The organism is Streptomyces sp. NPDC052107 (genome assembly GCF_040680215.1).
In the GTDB taxonomy this organism is placed as follows: Bacteria; Actinomycetota; Actinomycetes; order Streptomycetales; family Streptomycetaceae; genus Streptomyces.
The window spans coordinates 1-23130 of sequence record NZ_JBFAWG010000083.1; the positions used below are offsets into that span (position 1 = coordinate 1).

Annotated in this window: 18 protein-coding genes and 2 pseudogenes; 8 read left to right on the plus strand and 12 right to left on the minus strand. The window is 67.7% G+C overall.

Annotation, left to right across the window (positions count from 1 at the left end; all coding sequences use genetic code 11):
* Nucleotides 1-123: 123 nt before the first annotated feature.
* The 6 genes from AB0M27_RS39295 to AB0M27_RS39320 all read right to left on the minus strand — a co-directional run bounded on the left by AB0M27_RS39295 (nt 124) and on the right by AB0M27_RS39320 (nt 6668).
* Nucleotides 124-402, minus strand: coding sequence for an IS3 family transposase (locus AB0M27_RS39295; protein WP_365729522.1), 279 nt, complete (start codon nt 400-402; stop codon nt 124-126).
* Nucleotides 403-428: 26 nt separating this feature from the next.
* The gene (locus tag AB0M27_RS39300) at nt 429-719 is read right to left on the minus strand and encodes a transposase (protein WP_365729524.1); all 291 of its coding nucleotides are present in this window, start codon (nt 717-719) and stop codon (nt 429-431) included.
* A 33-nt stretch (nt 720-752) separates the two neighbouring features.
* Entirely contained in the window at nt 753-2204 is a 1452-nt protein-coding gene (locus AB0M27_RS39305; protein WP_365729525.1) for an amidase family protein, read from the minus strand.
* On the minus strand, nt 2201-3571 hold the full coding sequence (locus AB0M27_RS39310) for an amidohydrolase family protein (protein WP_365729527.1): 1371 nt from the start codon (nt 3569-3571) through the stop codon (nt 2201-2203). The genes AB0M27_RS39305 and AB0M27_RS39310 overlap by 4 nt, the downstream gene beginning before the upstream one ends.
* Nucleotides 3572-3588: 17 nt before the next feature.
* A complete protein-coding gene (locus AB0M27_RS39315; protein WP_365729529.1) occupies nt 3589-5115 on the minus strand; it encodes an amidase in 1527 nt (508 codons plus the stop codon).
* A gap of 104 nt (nt 5116-5219) precedes the next feature.
* Nucleotides 5220-6668, minus strand: a complete 1449-nt coding sequence (locus AB0M27_RS39320; protein ID WP_365729530.1) for an MFS transporter — start codon at nt 6666-6668, stop codon at nt 5220-5222.
* A 133-nt stretch (nt 6669-6801) separates the two neighbouring features.
* Between AB0M27_RS39320 and AB0M27_RS39325 the strand changes: the two genes are divergently transcribed.
* From AB0M27_RS39325 to AB0M27_RS39335, 3 genes and pseudogenes are all read left to right on the plus strand, one after another.
* Complete coding sequence (locus AB0M27_RS39325; protein ID WP_365729532.1) at nt 6802-7740, plus strand: LysR family transcriptional regulator; 939 nt, start codon at nt 6802-6804, stop codon at nt 7738-7740.
* A gap of 200 nt (nt 7741-7940) precedes the next feature.
* A pseudogene (locus AB0M27_RS39330) lies at nt 7941-8489 on the plus strand (IS6 family transposase); the annotation flags it as partial.
* Between the two features lie 546 nt (nt 8490-9035).
* On the plus strand, nt 9036-11030 hold the full coding sequence (locus tag AB0M27_RS39335; RefSeq protein WP_365729534.1) for a spermidine synthase: 1995 nt from the start codon (nt 9036-9038) through the stop codon (nt 11028-11030).
* A gap of 287 nt (nt 11031-11317) precedes the next feature.
* On the opposite strand, the gene AB0M27_RS39340 is transcribed toward AB0M27_RS39335, so the two are convergent.
* Both AB0M27_RS39340 and AB0M27_RS39345 read right to left on the minus strand, forming a co-directional pair.
* Entirely contained in the window at nt 11318-11554 is a 237-nt protein-coding gene (locus AB0M27_RS39340) for a hypothetical protein (RefSeq protein ID WP_365729535.1), read from the minus strand.
* Between the two features lie 61 nt (nt 11555-11615).
* Nucleotides 11616-11747 (minus strand): annotated as a pseudogene (locus AB0M27_RS39345) (CocE/NonD family hydrolase); the annotation flags it as partial.
* A 531-nt stretch (nt 11748-12278) separates the two neighbouring features.
* Between AB0M27_RS39345 and AB0M27_RS39350 the strand changes: the two are divergent.
* On the plus strand, nt 12279-13487 hold the full coding sequence (locus AB0M27_RS39350) for an Ig-like domain-containing protein (RefSeq protein WP_365729536.1): 1209 nt from the start codon (nt 12279-12281) through the stop codon (nt 13485-13487).
* Between the two features lie 1095 nt (nt 13488-14582).
* On the opposite strand, the gene AB0M27_RS39355 is transcribed toward AB0M27_RS39350, so the two are convergent.
* On the minus strand, nt 14583-15392 hold the full coding sequence (locus tag AB0M27_RS39355) for a DUF427 domain-containing protein (RefSeq protein ID WP_365729538.1): 810 nt from the start codon (nt 15390-15392) through the stop codon (nt 14583-14585).
* A gap of 896 nt (nt 15393-16288) precedes the next feature.
* On the opposite strand from AB0M27_RS39355, the gene AB0M27_RS39360 reads away from it, so the two are divergent.
* Nucleotides 16289-18118: an FAD-dependent oxidoreductase gene (locus tag AB0M27_RS39360; RefSeq protein WP_365729540.1), complete on the plus strand. Its 1830-nt coding sequence runs from the start codon at nt 16289-16291 to the stop codon at nt 18116-18118.
* A 93-nt stretch (nt 18119-18211) separates the two neighbouring features.
* Here AB0M27_RS39360 and AB0M27_RS39365 read toward each other — a convergent pair whose 3' ends face one another.
* Nucleotides 18212-18994: a helix-turn-helix domain-containing protein gene (locus AB0M27_RS39365; protein WP_365729542.1), complete on the minus strand. Its 783-nt coding sequence runs from the start codon at nt 18992-18994 to the stop codon at nt 18212-18214.
* A 264-nt stretch (nt 18995-19258) separates the two neighbouring features.
* Between AB0M27_RS39365 and AB0M27_RS39370 the strand changes: the two genes are divergently transcribed.
* The 3 genes from AB0M27_RS39370 to AB0M27_RS39380 all read left to right on the plus strand — a co-directional run bounded on the left by AB0M27_RS39370 (nt 19259) and on the right by AB0M27_RS39380 (nt 22301).
* Nucleotides 19259-19924 carry a DUF4097 family beta strand repeat-containing protein gene (locus AB0M27_RS39370; protein ID WP_365729543.1) on the plus strand — a complete coding sequence of 222 codons (666 nt, stop codon included), beginning with the start codon at nt 19259-19261 and terminating at the stop codon, nt 19922-19924.
* Nucleotides 19925-20682: 758 nt separating this feature from the next.
* The gene (locus AB0M27_RS39375; RefSeq protein ID WP_365729545.1) at nt 20683-21510 is read left to right on the plus strand and encodes a maleylpyruvate isomerase family mycothiol-dependent enzyme; all 828 of its coding nucleotides are present in this window, start codon (nt 20683-20685) and stop codon (nt 21508-21510) included.
* Nucleotides 21511-22109: 599 nt separating this feature from the next.
* Complete coding sequence (locus tag AB0M27_RS39380) at nt 22110-22301, plus strand: hypothetical protein (protein WP_365729547.1); 192 nt, start codon at nt 22110-22112, stop codon at nt 22299-22301.
* 92 nt (nt 22302-22393) lie between these two features.
* Here the strand turns inward: AB0M27_RS39380 and AB0M27_RS39385 are convergent, their stop codons facing one another.
* Together AB0M27_RS39385 and AB0M27_RS39390 are read right to left on the minus strand one after the other, a co-directional pair.
* The gene (locus tag AB0M27_RS39385) at nt 22394-22729 is read right to left on the minus strand and encodes a hypothetical protein (RefSeq protein ID WP_365729548.1); all 336 of its coding nucleotides are present in this window, start codon (nt 22727-22729) and stop codon (nt 22394-22396) included.
* A 6-nt stretch (nt 22730-22735) separates the two neighbouring features.
* Entirely contained in the window at nt 22736-22903 is a 168-nt protein-coding gene (locus AB0M27_RS39390) for a hypothetical protein (protein ID WP_365729550.1), read from the minus strand.
* Between the last annotated feature and the right edge of the window lie 227 nt (nt 22904-23130).

The following is a 23130-nucleotide window of genomic DNA, read 5'->3' on the forward strand; positions in this document are numbered from 1 at the left end:
CGTAAGACCACCTGAGCCGCCGGCTCCGGTGGCCGCCTGAGCCGTAAATCCCCGCTCAACCCTGGAGGGTGACAAATCCCCTCCCTCCAGGGAGGAGAGCCTTCAAGGACCCTGAATGCCTGGTCAGGGTGCTGGTTGAAGGCGTTCACGCGTCAGCTGGCGCACCAGCTCCAGGCCGGCGGCGTGGCTCCAGCGCGCCAGCTGGGCGTGGATGCGCCGGTATCCGTAGGTGCTGTCGGACATCTCGAAGGCTTTCTTGACGAGCAGCTTCAATTCCTCGCGGCGCTGGGCCGTCGCAGAATTGGGGCGGCTTCTCCAGTCGTGGTAGCCGAACTTGGATACGTCGAGCCGTTGACACATGAACTCGACCGGGAAAACGTACTCCGCGGTGTCGAGCCGCATCGTTTCGATGAACTCGCACTTGCTTGCTACTGGGGATCCTTAGCGAAGCACGCCGCGCATTTTCTCGGGAAGGCGTTCTCCATCTCGACTTCGCGAATGCGGCGTTCAAGTTCCTTCGACCGGGCGCGTTCGCTGACCGTCAGCTCGGCGTCGGCAGGCGGCTCATGCTGTTTCTGGTGCTTCTTCACCCAGGCCCGGAGTGTCTCCGGGTTCAATTCAAGCTCGCGGGCCGTCTCGAAGATGGTCTTGCTGGATCGGAGTGCGATCTGGACGGCTTCCGCGCGGAACTCCGGGGTGTACTTGCTGGGTGGTGCCACTTCGTGCTTCCTCGTTTCCTTGACAGGACAACCCTATTGGGTCCCTGTCCCGGAACCTCGGGGCACCTCACAGATCGGCTGATCACCAGGACCCGCAGCAAGAACACGTTCGAAGGCGCGGGCTGACCTCAGCACCATGGCGTCCGCAAGACGTCTGCCAACGATCTGGAGGCCGACGGGTCGGCCATCCCTTGTCGTTCCGATCGGCACGCTTGCTGCAGGCTGGCCTGTAAGGTTGAACGGGAATGCGAACGGCGACCAGTCACGCCCCACGTACTCGGCCGGACTACGCATTCCGATCGGAAAGGCAGCCGTTGCCGTAGTGGGCGTGAGGAGCAGATCCCAGTCCGCCATGAAGCTCTGGACGGCGTCATAGAGCGTTTGCCTGCGCGTTGCCGCCCAGGTGAACATCTCAGCCGTCCAGTCCTTTCCCACGAGCTCCTGTATATCCTGAGAGACCCGGTATCGTCCGGCCAGTTCACGCAGGCCTGTCAGGTCCGAGTCCCTGGCGACGGTGGCGTAGAAGGCCTTGCGCAGCTCGTGGAGATCTCCGATCGGCGGATCCGCGGCGGCGACCTCGCAGCCGAGTCCTGCCCGATCGAGTGCGTTGACGGCACGGGTTGTCAGTTCGATCAGCTCGGGGTCGACATCTGCCTGTCCCAGGCGTGGGCTCCAGGCGATTCTCAGCCTGTTGACGCCGTCGTCGAGGCGTGCCGTAAGTCCCCGCACGTCGGTCGGTATGGAGTGCCGGTCCCGCTGGTCGAATCCGGCGATCGTCTCCAGCACCAGGGCAGATTCTTCCACCGTCCGGGTGATCGGTCCGACGGACTCGAGTGTCTCCCAGCTGCCGAGCCCTGCTCTTGTGGGCAGCCGGCACGACGGGTACAGAGGCACGACTCCGAAGGTGGGTTTGAGGGTGAAGACGCCGCAAAGCGCGGCCGGGACGCGGAGCGAACCCCCGCCGTCGTTGCCCAGGCTGATCGATCCCATGCCGCCGGCCACTGCCGCTGCCGAGCCGCCGGAGGATCCTCCGGCTGTGCAGGCGAGCTTTCTGGGATTGCGTGTCGGCCCGAACAATTCGTTGTCGGCGACGACCCCGTAGCCGAGCTCGCGGGTGTTGGTCTTCCCCACGAGCAGCGCGCCCGCCGCGCGCATCCGTTCCACCGACACATCGTCATGATCGGGGATCCAGTCCGCGTAAGCGGTGCTGCCCAGCGTGGTGCGCAGCCCTGCTGTCGGTATGAGGTCCTTGACGGAGAAGGGCACGCCGTGCAGAGGTCCGATCACGTCGGCCCTGGTCAGTGCTCTGTCTGCCGCCCGGGCCTCTTCAAGGGCGTGCTCGTTGAGGGTGCAGAAGGCGTTGACCTGCGGGTCGGTCTGAGCGATGCGGTCCAGCACGGACCGCATCAGCTCTTCCGCGGAGAATGTGCCCTCGCGGACCCCTCGCGCCTGCATGCTCGCGGTGAGTTCCCACAGCTCCGTCATCGGACGGACTCGGGCAGGCTTCGGCGCTGGTACTTCCCGAATCCGGGCTGTTGCTTGAGCTCGCCGTTGTCGAGCACCACGCGCCCACGCACGGTGGACAGCGTCGGCCAGCCTGTGACCTCACGACCTTCGTACAAGCTGTATGTCGCCGTGGTGTGCTGCGTTGCCGCGCTGATGACTTCCCTGCGTTCGGGATCCACCAGAACGAGATCGGCGTCGGAGCCCGCCGCGATGATGCCCTTCTTCGGGTAGAGCCCGTAGATACGCGCCGGGTTGGTGCTGAGAATCTCTGCCAGGAGAGACACGCTCCCGCGGCGTTTCACCACGAGCTCGTCGTAGACCACCGGCAGCATCGTCTCAGTGCCAGGTGCGCCATAGGGTTCGGCGAACACGTCCTCGACCTGCCCTGTTCGCTCCCGTGCCCGGGGGGCGTGGTCGCTGGCCACCACGGACAACGTGCCCGTCTTCAAGGCGTCCCAGAGGCGCTCGCGGTCGTCGTCGCTCCGCAGCGGCGGCCCGACTTTGGCCTGCGCCCCGACACGCAGAAGATCGTCGTTGGTGAGTGTCAGGTACTTGGGGCAGGTTTCCCCGAACACGCGCTGGCCGGCCGCGGCCGCCTCGCGCAGGAGCTTCACACCGCCCTTGGTGGTCATGTGCAGGATGTAAAGGGGGCAGTCGGTCGCCTTTGCGTAGGCGAGTGCCTTGTGCACACCGAGGTCCTCGGCGGCGGCGGGATGCGTCCAGGCGAAGTCCTCTAGCCGCGTACGCCTGGTCGCCTTCGCATGGTCGATGAGGTGTGCGAGGATCTCGCCGTCTTCCGCGTGCACCATGGCAAGGCCGCCGTTCTCCGCCACGATACGGAGGTTGCGCAGCAGCGTGGCGTCCGGAGTCATGATCCCGTTGTCCTTGTAGGACATGAAGAACTTGACGGACGGGCTGCCCAGAGCAATGACCTTGGGTACCTCGGTGGCCGCATCGTGTTCCGGACGCAGGATGGTGTGCAGACCGAAGTCGATCGGTGAGGTCCGTTCGCCCTCTGAGATGAAGTAGCTGATGGCGTCCGAAGGGGCCATGTCCACGGGTGCCCTGATCTGGGTGATCGCGGTGGTTACGCCTCCGAATGCCGCCGAACGGTGCGAGTCCCCGATCGCGTCGGCATGATCGGTCCAGGTCTGGCAGTGGACATGGGCATCGATGACCCCGGGCAGGACCAGCTTTCCCTTCGCATCGATGACGCGCCCCGTGACCTGCGAAGGTACAACGGGGACACCGACGGACGCGATGACGCCGTTCTTCACGGCAATGTCCCCCTGGACGACGCCGTCAGGTGTGACGACGGAGCCGCCCGTGACAGCCATGTCGTACATGATTCGTGTCCTGCCTTTCACCGAGAGAGCTCCGGGTGCCGCGTATGCCAGACCGTGCTGGCCTCGTAGGCACCGGCTGCGTAGAACAAGAGAGCTTCCGCGTGCGGCGGTCCTGCCAGCTGCATGCCGATCGGCAGACCGCCCGTCGTCGCCCCGCACGGAACGGACAGCGTGGGCAGGCCGAGTGAACTGAAAGGGGCGAGATAGCGGGTGTAGACGGTGTGTGTGGGCTCTGGGCCGCGTGAGCTCGTCGTCACCGCCTGCGTCCCGATGGGTGCTGCGGGGACCGGGACCGTCGGCGTGACGACGAGGTCGACATCTCGCCACACCTCGGAGAAGCGCCGGCACAGCATGGCACGGATCCGGAACGCCTTGAGGTACTGCCCGGCTAGCATGGCCCGCCCGGCCTGCTCACGGTCACGGATATTGGCTCCGATTCCGTCTGCCTGATGCAGGAGGAACGGCTCGTGATTGGCCGATGCCTCGGAGAATGCGATGGCCCGGTGCATTTTGAGGATGTCTCCCGCGTACGGGACGTCAACCTCGCGCACTTTTGCTCCGAGTGCGGTGAGGTGCTCCAGTGCCTTCTCGAAGGCGGCCCGGACTTCCGGATCGAGCCCCATGTCCAGCCAGGAGACGGGGATGCCGAACGTCAGATCCAGACCGGCTGTCCGTTCTCCGGCCAGTGCAGCGCCTTCGCAACTGCCGCGCCTGCCGTGCGGTGTGCGCGGGACCAGCAGGTGATCGGCAACGCCGGCGACCCCCCGCACGCGGTGCGCCATCACGCCGAGGGCGTCCAGCGTCCAGGTCAAGGGCAGTACGCCGTGCCTGCTGATCGCGCCGTAGGTGGGTTTGAGGGCGACGACCCCGCAATGGGCTGCGGGTACCCTGATCGATCCCCCAGGGTCCGGGCCGAGAGCCGCGGATACCATCCCGGCCGCGACCGCGGCCCCCGCACCGCCGCATGCCCCACCGGTCATCCTGGTCGTGTCCCAGGGATTCCGGGTCCAGCCGAACCGGGCGTTCTCGCCCGTCGTGCCGGCGGCGAACTCCTGCACATTCAGCTTGCCCGCAAGCACGGCACCGGCCCCGGCCAGGGATCTCCAGCAGTCCGCGTCCGCTGCAGCAATCCGGTCGTGCATCACCGCTGAACCAGCGGTCGTCGGCAGTCCCGCGACGTCGATCAGGTCGGTCAGCCCCACAGGGGCCGCCGCAAGGGCTCCCATCCGTGGCGGAGCAGCATCGTCCAGGGTCACGTCGATGAACGCGTTGACCTCTGGCTGCCAGTCTTCGATCCGCCGTGCATACAGTTCGGTCACCTCTGCGGCTGTGAGGTCTCCGGCGCGCACCAGGCGCGCGATATCAGTGGGCGGCACCCAGGGCAGCTCCTGGACGTCCGGGAGGGAGACGGAAGCCGCGGGTTCATGGCTCGGGTGATCCACCGGCTGGGGAAGGTAGGAGGAGGCAGCCGCTGGGTCGAAGACGAAGGCCGGGAATGCGCCGTCAAGGCCTCGCGCATCGACCGAGTTCAGGTAGGCGGCCACGTCATCGAGCATGCTCCCGGCACGGTTGAGGACGCTCTCCTGCAGGTCGGGTTGTATCAGCCGTAGAACGTCGGACTGGGATTGCACTGTCGCTGTGCCTGCTTTCAGATGGAACGGGTGGGGATCCTGGCTTCGGGCCCGGCTGCCCGGGTGGGAGAACCGAAGACGGACTCGGGCTCGTCGTCCGAGACGTTGCCGACCGGCTCCCACTTGATGACGGCAAGTGCGATCAGACCGATCACCGGGGCGATGAGCAGGATGAGCAGGGCGTGATACAACCCGAACGCGCCCAACAGGACCGGAACGCCGTAGAGCGCTACCAGGCTGCCCGTACGGTTACTGGCCTGGGAGAGTCCAGCGCCGACGCCGCGGACCCGCGTCGGGTACGACATCGCCGACATCGACTGCGCGGTGGAGCCCGGGCCAAAGGTATGCGCGCCGATGAAGAACGCCAGCAGCACAACTCCGAGTACCGATGGAATCACCCGGCCGAAGAGGCCGAGTAGGACGAGTACGGAAGCAACGCCACTGAACCCGATGATGGTCAGCTTGCGCAGTCCCAGCCTGTTCGCGACGTTCGCTGCCAGAAGCCCGCCGCACAGACCGCAGGCATTCGCGAACACCGAGGCCAGTAGAGAGACGGAAAAGCTGCTGTGGAAGAACGAGAAGACGATGAGGGGCAGGTAGAAGCCGACCGAGGAGAACTGGATGCTCTGCGCCGCGCTAACCACGGAGATCAGGATTGTGCGCTTACGGAATTCACCGGTGAAGAGCTGGACGAAGGGGCGGAACGGGCCGGTCTGTTCGTCGGGGTGGGACAAGCCCGCCGCATCCGGCGCGAGCTCGAACGGCCGGCCGTACGTGACGGTGAGAATCCGTACTGCTTCGGCCAGGTCTCCCTTGGTTGCAGCCCACATCGGGCTTTCCGCCATGTATTTGAAGCGCAGAAGGAGAATCACCAAAGCCGGCACCACGCCAAGGCCGACCTCCCACCGCCACAGGCTGGTTCCTGCCCCGAGGGCGTTGAGGACGAGCGCCACGAGGAGCCCGCAGATGGTCGCGGCCGACCACAGCGCCGCGGCCGACTCCACCCATTTGGCCTTCTTCTTCATCGCCATGAACTCGACCAGGAACGCCATGGCCACCGGCACATCGAGACCGACACCTATACCGATCAAGAGGCGCAGCACAATGAGTGATTCGTAGTTCGGAGCAAACGCCGCGCCCAGCGTGGCACCCACGAAGAGCAACAGGTTCACGATGAACATGCGAAGCCGACCGAACCGGTCAACGAAGTAACCACCGCAGAGCGCACCGATGATCGCGCCGAACGCCATGACGGCTGTCACGAAACCGAGCTGGCTGGCACTGAGTCCGAATTCCGCCTTCATCTGCACCGAACCTGCGCTCAGGCTGGTGAAGTCATACGCGTCGAGGAAGAAGCCGCCGAGCGCTATGAAACCGATGATGCGACTGTGCGGAGCGTCCGCACTCTCGTTGATCACCCGGACGACGTCGTCCTTGGTTCTGATCAGGACCGGGGAGGAACTCACACGTTTCTCCTGCTCTTTAAGTTCCAATGCCAAGGATGGGCATACTGCGGACGAAAAACGTTATGAGATATGAAACACTGCACCATGAGATCAATCCAGTCTATTTTTTCGATGCAACCGATAGGCTAGCCCTATGGATGTACGCACGCTGGAGTACTTCGTCACCGCCGTCGATGAAGGCGGCTTCACCAAGGCCGCGGCACATCTGCACGTGACCCAGCCGACACTGTCCGAGGCCATCCGCAGGCTGGAACGGGAATGCGGCGCTCCGCTCTTCCACCGGGTCGGTCGGGGAGTCGCGCTGTCCGAGGCCGGCACGGTCCTGCTCACCTACGCACGTCGCGTCCTCAAGGACATGGAGGACGCACGACAGTCCATGATCGCCCTCAGAGGCCTCCGCGGCGGCCGCGTCACCGTCAGCACACCTCCAGGCCTGAGCATCGAGCCCCTGGCCCGGATTATCGGGGACTTCCGCCGGTCCTACCCGGAAGTCACCGTGTCGATGCTGCCCACCGAAGACGGCGCCCTCGCTGTGACAGCCGTCGCGGACGCCGCATGCGAAGTGGGACTCACAGACCGCCCCGTGTCCGCGGACTTGCGTGCGCACCCCATCGGAAGCAACGAAATCGTCGTCGTCCTCCCGCCGGGAAGCACACAGGGCGACAAAGGCCCCCTCAGCCTGGACCAACTCGCAGGGGTTCCGTTCATCAGCAGCGCGATCGGTACCCGGGCTCGCGGCCTGCTCGACGAAGCCAAAGAGCGCGGCATCCCCCTTTACACAGCCGTGGAGACACCCCACCGGGAAGCAGTCATTCCACTGGTCCTGGAGGGCGTCGGCGCGGCCTTCCTTCCCTGGACAGTGTCGCAGGAGGCCAAGAGCAGAGGCGCGGTGGTCTTGCCTCTGCTGCCTCGAGTGACCTACGACCTCCTCATCGTCCACAGAGACCAGCCCCTCACCGCCGCTGCCCGGGCCTTCGTAGCCACCGCACTGAAGGTCGGCAGCACGCGCGGTCCGGGCTCACCCGACTCCTCCCGCCCGGGCCACCAGCCCGACGAAACCATCCACGGCTGACCCGTCGGCACCACTCACAGGCTCATGGATCCGTGAGACGGGATCCATGGAGACGGGATCCGCCGGAAGGCAGGTCGGACGCAGCTCACGCACCGGCACTGTCACATGGGCTGACAGGGTGGGATGATCTTCAGGTTGATCATGGTGGAGGTGGATCGACCGTGGAGGGCACGTCGCTGTCGTACAGGGGTCACCGGTAGCCGGTCGAGGTGATCTCTCACTGCGTGTGGCAGTACTTCCGCTTCCCTCTGTCGTTCCGCGACATGGAGGAGCTGATACTCCAGCGCGGCGTGATCGTCTCGTATGAGACGGTGCGGCGGTGGTGTTTGAAGTTCGGGCAGGCCTACGCCGACGGACTGCGCCGCCGCCGGCCCCGGCCCCGGCCTGGCGACACATGGCATTTGGACGAGGTCTTCATCAAGGTCAGCGGAGAGCTGAAGTGCCTGGGGCGGGCTGTCGGCCAGGACGGCGACGTACTCGGCATCCTCGTGCAGAACCGCCGGGACAAGGCCGCGGCAAGGCGCTTCTTCCGCAGGCTGATGAAGAAGACCCGGGCGGTGCCGCGAGTGATCGTCACCGACGAGCTCCGCTCCTACGGCGCCGCCCACCGCGAGGTCATGCCCTCCGTGGAGCACCGATCCCACGAGGGACTGAACAACCGGGCCGGGAACTCCCACCAGCCCACCAGGCGGCGGGAACGCGCGATGAAGGGCTTTCGCTCCGTCGGCGCGGCCCAGCGGTTGGTGTCCGCCGTCGCGCTACTGTCCGCGGCCTCCGTGTACCTGCGGCGGACTTCGGTGAACCTGACGCAGCTGAACACGGACGGCCTGCCGGGCTTCTCCGCCAACGCCTGGGCCGCCCCCGTCCTCACATACATCTTCCTCAGCCTCTACGCCGGCATCCGCCCACTGGCAGACCCACGCCGCTACGCCCACACACGTGCGCTCGCCAGCCTCGTCTCCCTAGCGGTCAACGTCATCGCTCTGTGATGTGACGACCAGTTGAGGCGGTCACGTCCGGCCGACCGAAGGTCGCAAGGACTGCGTCCAGGCGCAGCGGGCCTCCCCCGGACGGTACCCGCGCGTCCGCATCGAGGGCGGCGGTTCGTCGGGTGGTGTCCCAGGCCGGAGGGGTGCTGCTGGTGGAGACGGTCCGCATGACCGGCCCAGATCAGGCGATATCGTCACAAAATCGGCAAGTCGCCTCGACATGCCATACCGAAGATGGCACCGTAATGACGCGTGAAATCGATTGGAGCCAGACAAACCGACCACTCGGTGCGCTGGAGGCTTCTGTTGGCCAGCGCCACCATGCTCTTCGTCGAGCTGGCGCTGATCAGATGGGCGGGCGCCAACGTCGTCCACCTCAGCTACTTTTCGAACTTCATCCTGCTGGGGTCGTTCCTGGGCATCGGCATCGGGTTCCTGATCCCCGCCGCGCGCGGGCAGTGGCTCACACGCTGGGCACCGGTCCCGCTCGCGCTTCTCGTCATCCTGGTACGCGAGTTTCCGGTGCAGGTGCGTCAAAGCAGCGACCAGGTCATCTACTTCACCGCCGTGAAGACCACCGGCCTCCCCGAGTGGGTGACGCTGCCGGCCATCTTCCTGCTCACCGCGGTGATCATGACTGCGATCGGCAAGATCACAGCCGATCTCTTCCGCCGACTTCCCTCGCTCGACGCCTACCGCTACGACCTGCTCGGCAGCCTCACCGGCTCGGTGTCTTTCGCCCTGGTGTCCTGGCTCCGCGCTCCGTCGGCCGTGTGGGGCGTACTCGCCGCCGCGGCCCTGCTGATCCTCGGCGGACGGCGCAACACCCTGCGGTACGGCATCCCGCTCACGGCGATGGTCGCTGCCCTGTTCGCGGAGACGACGACGGCCGGCATCTCCTGGTCGCCCTACTACAAGATCCAGCTCACGCCCTCGACGTCCGCCACCCGGGCATACCGCATCTCCGCCAACGGCGTCCCGCACCAGAGCATCGCGCCGCTCCCGGTGCTGATGCGAAAAAACTCGCCCTACCGGCAGCCCTACGATCAGACGCCCGCCAACCCGCACAAGCGCGTGCTGGTCATCGGGGCCGGCAACGGCAATGACGCGGCGGTCGCGCTGGCGCACGGAGCGCAGCGCGTGGACGCGGTCGAGATCGATCCCCGGCTGCTACAGATCGGCGCACAGCTGCACCCCGCGAAGCCGTACGAGGACCCCAGGGTGCACGTCCACATCGACGACGGACGGGCCTTCCTGGAGCGGACCAACGCCAAGTACGACCTGGTCGTCCTGGCGCTGCCGGACTCGCTGACGCTGGTGGCCGGAGCGAGCAATCTGCGCCTGGAGAGCTACCTGTTCACCCAGCAGGCGTTCGAGGCCGCCCGCGACCACCTGGCGCCCCACGGCGCGTTCGCCATGTACAACTACTACCGGAAGAGCTGGCTGGTCGACCGCTTCGCCGGCTCACTCGATGACATCTACGGCCACGCCCCCTGTATGACGTCGTTCGCCAAGAACGCGGCCGTGCTGGTGGCCGGGATGACGGCCACCGACCAGTCGTGCCGGCATATCTGGCAGCCCAGCGGCGTGGTCCCGGCAGCCGCGAGCGATGACCACCCTTTCCCCTATCTGCTCCACCGGAACATTCCCACGCTGTACCTGGGCGCGCTGGGTGCGATCCTGCTGGCGACTGTCCTGGCGGTGCGCCTGACCGAGGTTCGAATCCGAAGCACGGTCCGCTACACCGACATGTTCCTGATGGGCGCGGCCTTCATGTTGCTCGAAACGAAGAACGTGATCGGCTTCGCGCTCTACTTCGGCACGACCTGGCTGGTCAACGCCCTGGTCTTCATCGGCGTCCTGCTCGCCGTCCTCGCGGCCGTCGAGGTCCGGCGCCGGCTGCGGCGGGTCAACCAGTTGTTGCTGCAGCTCCTGCTCTTCGCCACCCTCGCGGTGGCCTGGCTCGTCCCGGCGAACGCCGTGCTCGCGCTGCCCTTCGCCGGACGGCTCCCCGCCGCCATCGCCCTTGCCTTCGCTCCCATCTTCTGCGCCAACCTCATCTTCTCGGATCGCCTCGCGCGCGCCCCGGAGCCGACGTCCGCGTTCGGCGCAAATCTGCTGGGGGCGCTGACCGGGGGCGCGCTGGAGTATCTGGCGCTGGTGACGGGCTATCAGGCGCTGCTGTTGGTCGTCGCCCTGCTGTACCTGGGGGCGTGCATCGCCATGCGATTCGCCGGGCGCGGACCGGGCCCGCAGGCAACGCAGGTGCCGGACGAGACGGTGGCCCTCAACAGGCAGTAGACCCCGGTCAGGTTGGTGTGAACGTGGATATGCCGCGGGCAGGCGGGGCAGGCGTCAGCCTTGCCGTCGGTGCCAGCGTGACGTGCTCCAGGATTCATTGCAGGCTGACGGTGCGGCATGCAGGAGACCGATCACGGCCCTGATGGACGGCGCACTCGCCGAGCGCGCCCGGCCGACACGGGTCCGGCGGCCGGGAGGCAGTGGTGATGGCGGAGCGCACCGGATGGCTCGCCACCGTGATCAACGATCAAGAGCCCGATACATCACGGCCACCGTGCACGAGGGCGTCAGCCGAGCCCGTCGTACGTACGGCCACGCAGGATGCAGAGCTCGCCCAGGGAGCCGGGCACATCAGTGATCGCATGTGGCAGTCGATCCAGCACGTTGAGCGCCTCGAGACAGGCGTTCTGAGCGATCAGCCCGGCGGAGATGGAGAGCTGCGACTCGTCCCGCAGGAAGGAGTCCCGGATCCCCTCTGCACACGCCAGCAGGAGTGGCCACCGCGGCCCTCCGGGGCGCGGCATCAACCACATGATGCCGCCGTGGTAGGTGCTCGTAAAAGTCGTAGGGACCCTCGCCGACTGAGATCGCTTTGAGCTGCGGCGGCCTTTCCGCGGCTGCGGGCACCTGCATGGAGCCGAAGCAAAGGACGCCGATCACGCCAACGTTGCCGTCGAACCACGGCTGCGCGGCAACCCACTCGATGAGGTCGCACAGCTCCTGACCCTGGGGACGCCGCCGAAGTGGTAGTTGCCGACCATGACGCCACCGGAGTCACCGGTTCCGCGCATGTCGCCGATGACGTGCACGTATCCCTGACGACACGCGCGATGGCACCGGCCTCGACGGGCGAGGAGAGCACCCACGACGCACAGGACGGCGGTGACGAGAACGGCGGCGTGCACACCGTTCATGAAGGCGTTGCCGCTGCCCTCGACGGCGGCCTTCAGCTGTGCGGGCTGTCGCCCGTGACCGGCGCCACACCCATCGCAGCGTCGTCCCTGCCATGGCCTGCACCGATCGGTGAGAGCAGATCGACGACGCGCCATCCGCCCGTCGAGCGGAGCCTCGGCGACGCTCTCACTGCGCGTGGAATCCGCCACAATTCACTCCCTTAAGAGCGATAAATGCTTAAAAGTAGTTCTTTAAAGCTGGTTGCAACCCCTCCGGTAACCAGCTCCAGGGATTCAATGACCAGTGGCATGGGAGAAGCGTTTGATCACGGCACGTCAGCGAAGCACCGGACTGATGGCTACGGCCGGCGTACTCGGCGGCGTACTCGCACTCACGGCCCTCGGCGGTACCAGCAACGCTGCCACCGGCGGCAACGACTCCGCGAATCATCCGAAATCGCAGGTGCGGGGAGATCAGGCGGGCGCCCAGGACGCTTCCGACGCCCGAATAAAGATCACGCCTGGGCAAGGCGCCTACAACGTCGGGATCAACGGCCCCGTCAAGGTCACCGTCAGCAACGGCAGGCTCACCAAGGTGACCATGACCGCCGTCGCGACCGGCGCCGAGATCTCGGGCACCCTGTCCGCGGACGGCACGTCCTGGAAGCCGGACGGCCGGCTGGAGCGGGCCACCAAGTATCAGGTCGCCGCAGAGGCCCAGGACGCCAAGGGCCGCTCCGTCACCGGGAACGCCACGATCACCACGGTCTCCCCGGCCAACGACTTCATTGGGCACCTCTCCCCCGAGGACGGCTCGACCGTCGGCGTGGGCATGCCAGTGACGGTCAACTTCGACAAGGCGATCAGCGACAAGGCCGCCGTGGAGTCGAAAATCCAGGTCAGCTCCAGCAGCGGCCAGCGGGTCGTCGGTCACTGGTTCAACGACGACCGCCTGGACTTCCGCCCCGAGAACTACTGGAAGCCCGGCTCCACCGTCACCGTCAAGCTCACCCTCCACGGCATCCAGAAGACGGTCACCTTCAAGATCGGCCGGAGCCAGATCAGCACCGTCGACGCCAAGACGAAGCAGATGGCCGTCGTACGGGACGGCAAGACGATCAAGACCATCCCGATCTCGTCCGGCAGCCCCGAGCACCCGACGTACAACGGTCAGATGGTGATCTCCGAGAAGTTCAGGCAGATCCATATGAACGGTGCGAGCGTCGGCCTCACGGAGAAGGACGGCAAGCCCTCGTACGACATCAAGGCCGTACCGCACGCCATGCGCCTGACCGACTCGGGCACGTTCATCCACGGCAACTACTGGGGTGCCGACTCGATCTTCGGCAAGGTCAACACCAGCCACGGCTGCGTGGGCCTGAAGGACGTCAAGGGCGGCGCCGACGGCAAGCAGCCCGCCGCGTGGTTCTTCGACAACGCGATGATCGGTGACGTCGTCATCGTCAAGAACTCCGAGGACAAGACCACGTTGGCCCCGGACAACGGCCTCAGCGACTGGAACATGCCGTGGACCGAGTGGGTCTCGGGCAACGCGACCAGCTGACGCCACGTCACTCCACGCATGTGAACCTGAATCCCTTCGGCAGGCGGCGGAGCGCTCGAACGGCCCTCTCCCCCCGGGAGCCCTCGCACGTCGTCAACGCTCCGCTTGCCCGCCTGCCGACTCACGGGGGACTGTTCCGTGCATACCGACTCTGCGGGTGCCGATAAGTCGTCCACCCAGGTGGAGGGCCTGATCGACTAACCCCGGGTCGCGCTCGCCGACCACGCCGATGTCTCGAATACGCACCGGCCGCCGACCCGCGCACGGATACGCGCGGCACCGGCTCGCCATGCCCGACCGGGACGACAGGACCCGGGTAGTCCATACTCTGGTCTTCCATCGGCGATCACCCCAGTCCGTTCGGCCGCTTCCGTACATCCAGCTCTTCAGCTGACGCGAGAACGGCCACCCCCGCCGTCATCCGACAGGCACAGTGCCGGCTGAAAGACGGCGACACCGACGGCGCCGTGCCCGAAGCGCGCCACGCACTGAAGTACATCAAGGGACGTTCGAGTACAGCCGCGCCGAGGCCGAGACTTGATTGCAATGGCAGCCGCGCTGCTGCGCCTGTCCCCGCCCACCCAACCTCCGGCCTCCGGCACAACGGGCTCCCAGGGCTCACGGCCCAACACGGTCTCGGCCGTCAGCCGTGAGGGGCAGAGCGCGAGCAGAGCATGGTCAGCACCGACGGAGATCATGGCCGCATGGCGATCACGATGCAGAACTAACCGCTCACCAGGACCGACCCGGACGGCACCCGGCACTCCTCCGCCCTCGCCTGCGACTAACCGAGCGCCGGCATGCGCCAGCGCGAAATCGAAGACGCTGGATGCAGCGACGTGCATTGGGTCGCAACCAAGCCGGGTCAGCCACCCGAACCGGCATGACTCCTGCCCCAGGGCGACGATCTCATTTTCTCCCCTGGACACGGCCTGGGTTCAGACCCGCTGGGTCCACTCCTTGAGCGTGCCGGCCAGGGTCCGCATGTCCATGTCCCCCGGACGTCACATACTCGTGCACTGGCGACACCAGCAACCGCATGACTTCCACCACGGACAGGCCGTCCACCCCAATCCGTGGGCGCCGGCTAGCGGCTCACGCACGTGCCCGCTGCTGCGTGTCCCACTGAGCCCGCGAGAGGGCGGTGGGCCGCGGGAGCAGGACGCCGTCCACGTACAGGTCCACGTGCTCGTTGTAGAAGGCGACCATCCCCGCGATGGCGGCGCACGACACCGTCGGGAAGTCGTACGCCCAGGCGAGATCGTCATGGACGACGGCTCCGCACGCGAACGACCAATACTCGGTGGTCCTGCCCTTGTACGGGCACGCCGTCACCGTGTCCGAGGAACGCAGCAGGGTCCAGTCGACATAGGCACGCTCCAGGTAGTAACGGGTCGGCAGGCCGGTTTCGAAGAGCTTCACCGAGGACGGCGCGTCCGCCAGGACGGTGCCGTCCACCTCGACGCGCACGCTGCTGGACGAGCGCAGCGCGTCCACCCGGGTGTACGGGCTCCTCGGGTGCACGAAGACCTGCTCTTCCTCCTCGTACCACGTGTCGATCGCGTCCCAGCGGAAACGGGCGGTGCCGATGAGTGCCTCCGGGGCTCCCTCACCCCAGACCCACGCGGCACCCTCACGGATCTCGGAGCCGACCCGCAGCGAGTGCCGCCGTGCTGGGCCTGGGCCCAGCCGGCCGGCGCGGCCGTCGTCGCTCAGGACGCCCTCGGCCAGATCCCGCAGCGGAATGCTGTACTGCGGGTACCCGGGCCACTCCCACACGTACAACGCGCGCCGGGTGTCGAATACGCACCGGCCGCCGACCTGCGCACGGATACGCCGCGGCACCGGCTCGACATGCCCGACCGGGACGATGAGACCCGGGTAGTCCACACCCTCGTCTCCCATGGGCGATCACCTCGGTCCACTCGGCCGCTTCCGTACATCCAGCTTTTCCGGCGGACGCGAGAACGGCCACCCTGCCGTCGCCCGACAGGCACGGCGCCGACTGAGGGACGACGACAACGACGGCGCCATGCCCGAAGCGCGCCGCACTGGAGGGCCCGCTCCGTCCTCTGGGTTTCACCGAGCGCCTGCTCCCCGCGCCTGTGGGGATTCTCCCTCCGCAGAGGCGGTCGTGACGCAGCCGTCAAGGTGTGTCCCGCAGTGCCTCAGGTGCTCTCCGCGCGGACGGGCCCGTTGTCCCACTGCCGGCAGTCCTTCGAACGGGGGCTACCGGTCTCGGACTGTCAGGATTGCGCCATTCGACGCGCTGAGGGGGCGAAGGTGACAAGACAAGATCTCGCGGATGCGCTGGACGCGGAACTGTTGGAGCGGCTGCTGCCGGCGTCTGCGGTTCGCGCCATTGATGGTTGACTTTCGGGAGGTGGAGCCCGATACGCGGCAGGCGTTGACGGTCACGCCGTCGAGTACGTCCCTGCGCATTGGGCGAGTACCGAGCCGTGGCCGGGCCGGTTCCCGAGTCGACGCCAGGAGACCGCAGCGCTGGTCGGCCGCGCCCAGGTGGTCGCCGCTGTACGAGCGGCAGTTGAACGTCAAGACCCCGGCCACCATCGGCCTGGGCCGTCACACGCTTGATCCTCAGCCTCCCTCACGCCCTGACCGGGGGCGATCGCCGCACCGATCCGCGCCGACCTCCGCTGCGAGCGGGGGCAGGACGCGACGGGCCGGCCTTGGACGAACACGCTGGGTATGAGGGTGTCTCCTTGTGATTGTGAGGATGCTGTGGGATGGCGGGGAACAGGGTTCCGGCCTCCGTAGCCCCTCCCTACGCTCCGGTTCACATGACAACAGAACACGCGCAGCAGTCCCAGGAGGACGCCGGACACTCCCGCAGACGCTTCCTGGCCGCCGCCGGGGCGACCGTCGCCGGAGGAGCGGTCGCGGCCACCGCCTTATGGCCTGCGGGCAGCGCAGCGGCAGCGCCGTCCGAGAAACGCGTCGCCGTCCTCGGCGGCGGCGTCTCCGGCCTCAGCGCCGCCCATGAACTCGCCGAACGCGGCTACGCGGTCACCGTCTACGAGTACTACGACGCCCTCGGCGGCAAGGCCCGCTCCATGGACGTCCCCGGCACTGCCGCCGGCGGTCGCGCACCGCTTCCCGCGGAGCACGGCTTCCGCTTCTTCCCCGGCTTCTACCGGAACCTGCCGGACACCATGCGCCGCATCCCCTTCCCCGGCAATGCCGGCGGTGTCCACGACAACCTCCGCAGCGGTACCGAGGCGCTGTTCGCGCGCGGCTCCGGCCGCCCGGACCTGCACTTCCCCCTGCGCCGGGTCACCACCCCGCCCGCATCCGGTGACATCACCCCGGCCTGGCTGCGCGACCAGATCCTGTCCGTCCTCGACCTCGGCACCCGGCTGCCCGCCCACGAGGCCGCCTACTTCGCCGACCGTCTGCTCGTCCACCTCACCAGCTGCGACGCCCGCCGTGAGGATCAGTGGGAGAAGACTCCGTGGTGGGACTTCATCCGGGCCGGCGAGATGAGCGCCGAGTACCAGGTGCTCCTCGGCATCGGCCAGACCCGCAATCTGGTCGCCACCCGCGCCGAGATCGCCTCCACGCGAACGGTCGGCCGCGTCATCATGGAGGCCCTGATCCTGTGGGGCCTGCTCGGCCGGGGCATGGACGGCGACGCCGACGTCGACCGGGTCCTCAACGCCCCGACGAGCGAGGCCTGGATCGATCCCTGGGAGCGGTGTCTGCGCTCGCTCGGCGTCGAGTTCGTGCTCGGCACGGAGGTTCGGGAGGTGCTGTACGAGGGCGGCCGCGTAACCGGCGTCCGTGTCGCGCCCCGCGACGGCGGACCGGAGCGCACGGTCACCGCCGACCACTACGTCTCGGCGATGCCCGTCGAACACGCCCGCGCCACCTGGGGCCAGGCCCTTCGCGCGGCCGACCCGCAGCTCGGCCGGTGCGACGCGCTGAAGACGGACTGGATGACCGGCGTGATGTTCTACCTGCGCACACCCACCCCCGTCGTGCACGGGCACATCAACTGCCTCGACTCACCCTGGGCGGTGACCGGCATCGGACAGTCCCAGTTCTGGGACGTACGGGACTTTTCACGCGACTACGGGGACGGACAGGCCCGTGAATGCCTGTCCACGATCATCTCCGAATGGGACAAACCAGGCATCCTCTACGGCAAGACCGCCCGCGAGTGCACCAAGGACGAGATCGTCGCCGAACTCTGGGCCCAGCTGAAGGACGGGCTGAACGACTCGGGCAAGACGACCCTCACCGACGAGGACCGACTCGGCTGGTTCATGGACCCGGCCGTGACGGGTCTCGGCGGCCCCGACCCACGCAACCGCGAGCAGCTCCTCATCCACCCCACGGGCACCCTCTACAACCGGCCCTCGGCCCGCACCAGGGTGCCGAACTTCTTCCTCGCCGGCGACTACATCCGCACGGACGTGGACCTGGCGACGATGGAGGGCGCCAACGAGTCCGCACGGCGAGCGGTCAACGCACTGCTCGACGCGGACAATTCAGACGCCGAGCGGTGTCGCGTCTGGGAACTGTTCCGCCCGCCGGAGATGGAACCCCTGAAACGGGTCGACGAGGTGCGTTATCGGCTGGGGCTGCCCAACACCTTCGACCTGGGCTGAGCCCGTACAGTCTTCAACTGATGTCGCCGCAGCCGGGGTGCGGGTGATCCACAACGGCGGCGCGGCCGCAAGGACGGCACGGCCGGATTCCTCTCATGCCGTGGCCGTCGGGGCGGCTGCGGGTCCGCCGTCCGGACCCGGCTCGGCGATGTTGTCCGACTGTGTTTCGGTTGTGGTGTAGAGGACCTCGCGGCCCTGCTCCGCGGCGCGGATGAGTGCTTCGCTGACGAAGTCGAGGAAGCGGGCGGCGTTCTCCAGGCGGGTGGCGGCCGGGGTGCCGCGGCCGAGGACGGCGACGCCCTGGCGTGCGGTTTCGATGAACTGGTCGTTGGCCCGGGCGCTGCGGATCATCGACTGGTACCAGAGGTCGTCGTCGACGGCGTAGCGCTCGCGGCGGCCCTCGCCGCGCTCCCGGCGCACGAGGTCCAGGTTCTCGAGGTAGGTGATCGCTTTGGAGACGGACGCCGGGCTGACGGTCAGGCGCCGGGCGAGTTCGGAGGCGGTGAGTTTGCCGGAGTCGGTGGTGTAGAGGCAGCCCAGTACCCGGGCCATCATCTTGGGCAGGCCCGAGGTCACGAAGACGGTGGTGAGGGTCTCCTGGTAGTCGCGCACGGCCTCGGGGTGGCGTCCGTAGGGTTGCGCCAGCGCCTGCGGCACCGGGGGCGCGGCCTGCCGGCGCCGGTGGGTGCGCTGCTGGGTGGCGCGTTGGGCCAAGTCTGCGCGGTAGCCCGTGGGGCCGCCGTTGCGCATCACCTCACGGGTGATGGTGGAGGTCGGGCGGTCAAGACGACGGGCGATCTCCGCGTAGGCCAGGCCGTCGGCCAACCCGAGTGCGATCTGCTGACGCTCAGCCTGGGTGAGCCTGCCTCCCGGCATCGCGAGCCCCTTTCATGCCCCACGGCTGCTCCATCGTGCCGCTCGGTGTTCCCTGACGCCTTTCACCCTAGCGTTCACCTTCAACACATTGCAACGCCGACTGTGGCAGCGTTGCATTAAACGAGAGCACGTTGCAACGATATTGGCGCAACTACCTGCAGAGCTACCGACTTTGACCAAATCCCTTGTTGCGATGAAATGGAAAGCAACGTAGCGTTTCCATCACTAGGAAACAGCGATTCGCAAGCGTCAAGGGAGAGCACGATGCAGAAGTTCGACACCCCCGCCCCGATCACCGCCGTCCTGGACCTCCCCGCCGGACGCGTCCAGTTCATCGCCGCCGACCGGACCGACACCGCGGTCGAGGTCCTGCCCGCGAACGCCTCGAAGAACCGCGACGTAAGGGCGGCGGAGCAGACGGAAGTCGCCTACGCCGACGGAGTCCTGCGCATCACGGCCACTGCCCCCAGCGGCCAGCTCTTCGGCCCCTCCGGATCCCTCGAGGTGACGGTCAAGCTGCCCGCCGGCTCCCGCATCGAGACCAAGACCGCCGCCGCCGAGCTGCGGACCGTCGGCCGCCTCGGCGACGTCGCCTTCGACGGCGCGTACCGCCAGATCAAGATCGACGAGGCCGCGAGCCTCCGCCTCACCGCGACCGACGGCGACGTCGAGGTCGGCCGCCTCACCGGCCCCGCCCAGATCAGCACCGCACGGGGCGACATCCGCATCACCGAGGCCACGGGCGGCAAGGTCGTGCTGACCACTCAGTCCGGCGACATCACCATCGCCGCAGCCGCCGGCGTCTCGGCGACCCTGGACGCCGGCACCAGCCACGGTCGCATCAGCAACACCCTTAAGAACGACGGCACTCCCGGGCTCGACATCCGCGCCACCACCTCCCACGGCGACATCACCGCCCACAGCCTCTGAAGGGAGCAGAACCGCTGAACAGGGACGGGCTCGCGCTGCGACGCGAGCCCGACTGCGGCGCGCGGAAGGCCACCCCCGCCGAGACCGGCCGGGACCTGGACCTGCAGGACGCGTCGTACACGATCTGCCTGCCGCCCACACCCTCCTGGCCAATTCCTGGGACAAGCGGCTGCACCGCGGCGAGCCAGGTCCGGCTCGTCAGCAAGGCCCGGACGCTCGGTCCTGGCCACCCAGTCGGCGCCTGCCCCTTTCACGAAACCGCGGCCAGAGTCATTTTCAAAGATCCTCTTCATCACGCGCCCGAGCCGAGGCAGCGTAGTGCGCTTCCTCGGTCTCCGGCCGCTTCACGGGCATGTCGTGACGGCCCGGGTTCTCCATCTGTGCCTCGTGTACGTGCTCCGGCTCCCGGGGGCGCCCAGCGGCGGGCTGCTCCGCCCCGGGGCTGCGGACCGGGACATGCTGATCCAGCCCCCTGCGGCCGACGAGGTGGGCACGCCGGGCTTCCCGAGCCAGTCCGGCCTCCGCCGCGAGACCCGGCCCTTCCCGGCATCGCTCTCACAGCCCGGCCTGCCGGTCGATGAGGTTCGCTGAGGCGGCGGGCACGGCCATGAACCGCGACGGAACAGGCAGCCGCCGAGCACCAGAACCCAAGCCGCAAGGCGCGCAGGGGCTTGCCGGGCGCGGCCCGAGTCTGGTTGGGTACGACCGCCCCAGGCACATTGGGCGTGCCGGGCTGGGTGGGGAGCGGAGCAAGCAGCGTGCACACGACAGTACGGCAAAACGGCCCGTGGCCCTTGCCCGACGGGCTCGGGCAGGCGATTCGTGGCACCGCCGAGGAGATCGCCGCGCTGGTGCGCAGCGCGAGCGACACGGCGCTTGCCGTGCCGGGGTCGCAGTGGACCGTCGGCGAAGCCGCCGCCCACCTGGCCATAGCCAACGAACTGATGGCCGACCTGGCCGCCGGGCGGGAGCGCCCCTACGGCGACGGAACGCCCCAGAGCCTCGCCGAGGCCAACGCAAAGTCCCTCGCCGTCTTCGCAGAGCGTCGGGCGGAGCCACTCGCGAGGATGATCACGGAGCAGGCCGAGGCGTTCCTGGACGCTCTGTCGCGCCCTGCCTCCGACGTCCCGGCACCAGCCACACCCCTGGGCCTGATGAACCGATCCGTTCTGGCGTCGTACCTGCTCACGCACATGCTCGGCCATGGATACGACCTGGCTCGCGCCATGAAGCGTCCGCACATGGTCGACCGGGCACGGGTGGGCTTGTGCATGCCTTTCATGCTCTCGGTCATGCCGCGTGTCGCGGACCCCGCAGCCACGGCCGGGCTCACGGCCCGTTATCGGATCCGGCTGCGCGGGGGCGAGGCGTTCGGGGTGTCCCTGGCCGACGGCGCCGTGCAGGTGACCCCGGGCACGCTGCGGCAGCGCGCGGACTGCACCATCCTGCTCGACCCCGTCGCCTTCCTGCTCATCGCGCTCGGCCGGCTGAATCCCTGGCGTGCCATCGCCCAAGGGAAGGTCCTCGCCTGGGGCCCCCGGCCGTGGCTGGCCCCCCGCTTCCCGACCCTGTTCACCGCCCCCTGACCCGGCTGACGGGCCGGGCGCCGTAGTCAGCCGCAGTACGGAGGCCGGGCCTGCGCGACCACCCCTGTGGTGCGCCGAAGCGACAGACGCGGGGACGGCCGTTCGGTATTGCCCGACAATGTGGTCATCGCGAGGCGGGTCGGCTGGGCTCTGTCAGCACATGTCCCGGTAGAGCAGCTCGCAGGCATGCCCGCCACTGCTCTCCTGCAATTCCCCCGCCGGCCTCCTCACACATCGTCGCGGCGATGCGTTGCAGTCGGTGGGATACGTGCGCAACGGGACGTGTCGGCCTGATCGCCCGGGCCTTCACCCCCGACCGGCTCACCGCCACCATCGAAGCGCGCGCCCTCGCAAGCACCGCAAGGACCCACCCAGCCGAGCAGGCTCAACCACGCCAGGCGATCAAGAATGCGAGCGACGACTCGCCCGTTGGCTGCGATCGCGACGATGGCAGCGGCGTACCGGCGGGAACGCGGACGTACACCGTGCCCGGCACCATTCGTCACCATCTTGACAGGTGACGCATGGGGGTGCACGCTGCTACCACGTCCAGCCGTCGAGCAGGACACCATCCGCGACCGAGGAAGTGGAGAAGGGCCATGGGCAAGGAATCCATGTCGGACGCCGCGGCCGCAGCCCGGCACGCACGCTACGGCCGGCTCCCCGAGCGCATCCGCTTCGAGGACATGACCGAAGAGGTCGAGGCCGCGCCGAGCGGCGTAAGGACCGCCTATGACCCCGAAGGCTCGTGGAAGTACTACTCGTGCCTGGCGCTCGACCTCGGGCTGTAGCCACCCGGGACGCCGGGCCGGTCGAACCGGCGCACGTTCGCTCCGATCGTCAAGCCATTGCCCGAACGGGTGTCCGCTCCGGCGGACGCCCCTCACCGACGAGCCGGATCCGTCCGGCGAACCCGTCCGGTCACGGCGTCAGCAGGCCCCGGGCCTGACCGAGCCGATCGCGCCACCGTGTGTTCGCCGGTCAGGCTCCCCAGTCCCACCGCAGCGGGCGGACCCTCCACCTCGGCGACGTAGGCGCGCACGAGGGGCTGACCGCGGGCGAGAGGCGTGTAGAGGCGGATGATGACCGCGGGGGGACCGAACGCGGCGCCGAGGACCTCGGCGAAGACCTCGTGCTCGTCGTCGTGCAGTGGACGCACGGACGCCGGTCCCCCAGCGGAGTCCTGCGCGATCCGGTCGTGCGTCAGCTGCAGCAGCATGTAGGGCTACCGGGTGAGCGTGGTGAGCCCGTGCTCGGCGGCGACGGCGACGATCCCTTCCTCCGGCTCGCCGCTCAGCCGGATGCTCCGGAGCAGGCCCATGACGTGTGGCTCGGCCGCGTCGCAGAGCAGGGCGGCCATCTCCGCCTTGTCCGGGGTGGGATCCGCGCTCACGATCCGTTGAGCGCATCCAAGCGAGCCGGTGGTCACCGGCAGAGCGCCACCAGGCCCCCGCTGAGGAACCCCGTTCGGGAGTACGGCGGCGAGTTCTTCCACCGCTGACCGATAGGCCTGGACAGCCCTGGAAGCGTCTCTAATCAGCTAAGCGATCCCATGGGAACCGTAGGGTCCGGTGCGGGTTCTTCCCACCTGGGCGGGGCTGCGTGAGCGTGGAGATGGAA

What these genes read in the sequence shown, in the direction of transcription:
- AB0M27_RS39355 (WP_365729538.1), bottom strand. Translation starts at nt 15,392, where the DNA reads ATGGGAGACGAGGGTGTGGACTACCCGGGTCTCATCGTCCCGGTCGGG.
- AB0M27_RS39370 (WP_365729543.1), top strand. Translation starts at nt 19,259, where the DNA reads ATGCAGAAGTTCGACACCCCCGCCCCGATCACCGCCGTCCTGGACCTC.
- AB0M27_RS39385 (WP_365729548.1), bottom strand. Translation starts at nt 22,729, where the DNA reads ATGCTGCTGCAGCTGACGCACGACCGGATCGCGCAGGACTCCGCTGGG.
- AB0M27_RS39365 (WP_365729542.1), bottom strand. Translation starts at nt 18,994, where the DNA reads ATGCCGGGAGGCAGGCTCACCCAGGCTGAGCGTCAGCAGATCGCACTC.
- AB0M27_RS39380 (WP_365729547.1), top strand. Translation starts at nt 22,110, where the DNA reads ATGGGCAAGGAATCCATGTCGGACGCCGCGGCCGCAGCCCGGCACGCA.
- AB0M27_RS39340 (WP_365729535.1), bottom strand. Translation starts at nt 11,554, where the DNA reads ATGCCGCGCCCCGGAGGGCCGCGGTGGCCACTCCTGCTGGCGTGTGCA.
- AB0M27_RS39305 (WP_365729525.1), bottom strand. Translation starts at nt 2,204, where the DNA reads ATGACGGAGCTGTGGGAACTCACCGCGAGCATGCAGGCGCGAGGGGTC.
- AB0M27_RS39295 (WP_365729522.1), bottom strand. Translation starts at nt 402, where the DNA reads ATGCGGCTCGACACCGCGGAGTACGTTTTCCCGGTCGAGTTCATGTGT.
- AB0M27_RS39360 (WP_365729540.1), top strand. Translation starts at nt 16,289, where the DNA reads ATGACAACAGAACACGCGCAGCAGTCCCAGGAGGACGCCGGACACTCC.
- AB0M27_RS39310 (WP_365729527.1), bottom strand. Translation starts at nt 3,571, where the DNA reads ATGTACGACATGGCTGTCACGGGCGGCTCCGTCGTCACACCTGACGGC.
- AB0M27_RS39350 (WP_365729536.1), top strand. Translation starts at nt 12,279, where the DNA reads ATGGCTACGGCCGGCGTACTCGGCGGCGTACTCGCACTCACGGCCCTC.
- AB0M27_RS39325 (WP_365729532.1), top strand. Translation starts at nt 6,802, where the DNA reads ATGGATGTACGCACGCTGGAGTACTTCGTCACCGCCGTCGATGAAGGC.